Genomic DNA, 1,964 nt, shown 5'->3' with positions numbered 1-1,964 from the left:
GGGCGGCCGAGGAGCGTCGGCGGTGGAAGTCATGTCGGACATTGTTCCCGAAGCTAGGCGGTCCCGGCCAACTCGGGTTCCCCCACCGGCGCCGGCCTCCCCGCCACGTCGGCGGAGCGGCCGGGCATCCAGCGCAGCACCACGAGGATGCCGAGCGCGGCGATCGCGGCGGCGAGACCCGCCGCCCAGTGCATCGCGGCCAGGAAGGCGTCGTCGGCGACCGCGATCAGCTGCGGCGCCGCCGGCCCGAGCTGCCCCGCCGCGGCGTACGCGCCGGAGATGGACTCGCCGGCCGCCTCGCGCGCCCCGGCGGGCAGGTCCCGCAGGGCGGGGTCGACGTCGGCACGGTAGACCGCGGAGAGCACCGACCCGAGCACCGCCACGCCGAGCGCGCCGGCCACCTGCCGGACCGTGTTGCTGACCGCCGAGCCGACGCCGGCCTTCTCCCGGGGCAGCGCGGACATGATGGACTCCGTGGCCGGCGGCATGATGTTGGCCATCCCGGTGCCCTGGAGGAAGAAGACGACAAGCACCACCCAGATCGGGGTGGTCGCGTCGACGAACGCGAACGCGCCGAGCGCGACCACGGTCAGCGCCAGCCCGACCGCCGCGACGGCCCTGCCGCCGTACCGGCGGACCATCGCCGCGCTGGCCGGGGCGAAGATGAGCTGGGCCGCCGCGAAGGGCAGGAAGAGCAGGCCGGTCTCCAGCGGGCTGTAGCCGCGCACCAGTTGCAGGTAGAACGAGGTGAAGAACATGACGCCCATCGCGGCGAAGAAGATCAGCCCGACGATGGCCACCGGCGCGGCGAAGCGCGGCACCCGGAACAGCCGCACGTCCAGCGACGGGTGGTCGCTGCGCCGCTCGTACGCGACGAACCAGGCCAGCACCGCCAGGCCGCCGAGGATCGCGACCCAGACCAGCGGGCGGCCGAAGCCGTGCTCGCCGCCGTCGATGATGCCGTAGGTCAACGCGACGAGCCCCACCACCGACAGCAGCACGCCGGCGACGTCGACGCGGCCCGGATCCGGGTCCCGCGACTCCGGCACGAGCAGCGCCACCAGCACCACGCCGAGCACCACCACCGGCACGTTGATCAGGAAGACCGAGCCCCACCAGTAGTGCTCCAGCAGCGCGCCGCCGAGGATCGGGCCGATGGCCACGGCCAGGCCGACCGCGCCGGCCCAGACGCCGATCGCCCGACCCCGCTCGCGGGGGTCGAAGACGTTCGAGATGATCGAGAGCGTGACCGGCATGATGGCCGCGCCACCCACGCCCATCAGCGCGCGGGCGGCGACCAGTTGCGCGGGGCTCTGCGCGTACGCCGACAGCAGCGACGCCAGCCCGAAGAGCACCAGGCCGATCAGCAGGAAGCGCTTACGCCCGGCGCGGTCACCGAGCACGCCGAAGGTGAACAGCAGGCCGGCGAAGACCAGCGTGTAGGAGTTGATCGACCACTCCAGCTCGGCCTGACTCGCGCCGAGGCCGTGCACCGGGTCGGCGAGGGTCCGCAGCGCGACGTTGAGGATCGTGTTGTCCAGGACGACCACGAGCAGGCTGACCACCAGCACCCCGAGGATCGCCCACCTCCTCGGGTGTCCCGTGTGCTCGTGCGGTGGCATCTTCGCGTTCTCCCCCCGGACCCCGTTTCGATACGGGCCAGACTCGTAATTCGGCGGTGTCAGCGTAGGCGGGTGATTATCGATACGGAACCGGTTCGTATCTTATGTGGCGGCGGTCACTCGTGTCCTCTTTCCGGGTGCTGCTTCAGGTTTCCGGGTGCTGCTTCGGGTTTTCGGGTGCTGCTTCGGGTTTTCGGGTGCTGCTTCGGGCGCTCGGGGTGGGTGGGGCCTTCGGTGGGCGGGGCCTTGGGTGGTTACGGGCGTCGCGGTGCGTCGTGGTGGGGGTGTGGCCCGCCGTGCCCGGCTCCGGGCGGTCAGGCTTGATCCCTGCGCCGGGCACGG

At 72.2% G+C, this 1,964-nt stretch carries 1 protein-coding gene; it reads right to left on the bottom strand.

Annotated elements, in window-relative coordinates; all coding sequences use genetic code 11:
• Positions 1–53 precede the first annotated feature (53 nt).
• Complete coding sequence (locus AB0B83_RS30100; protein WP_357581007.1) at positions 54–1,622, bottom strand: MFS transporter; 1,569 nt, start codon at positions 1,620–1,622, stop codon at positions 54–56.
• Positions 1,623–1,964: the final 342 nt, after the last annotated feature.

The organism is Micromonospora sp. NPDC049060, from assembly GCF_040649055.1.
Lineage (GTDB): Bacteria > Actinomycetota > Actinomycetes > Mycobacteriales > Micromonosporaceae > Micromonospora > Micromonospora reichwaldensis.
The sequence above is the reverse complement of the archived record's forward strand: the minus strand, read 5'-3'. Positions and strand labels throughout refer to the sequence as shown.

Excerpts from the sequence above, each read along its gene's own strand:
- AB0B83_RS30100 (WP_357581007.1), bottom strand. The coding sequence starts at position 1,622 with ATGCCACCGCACGAGCACACGGGACACCCGAGGAGGTGGGCGATCCTC.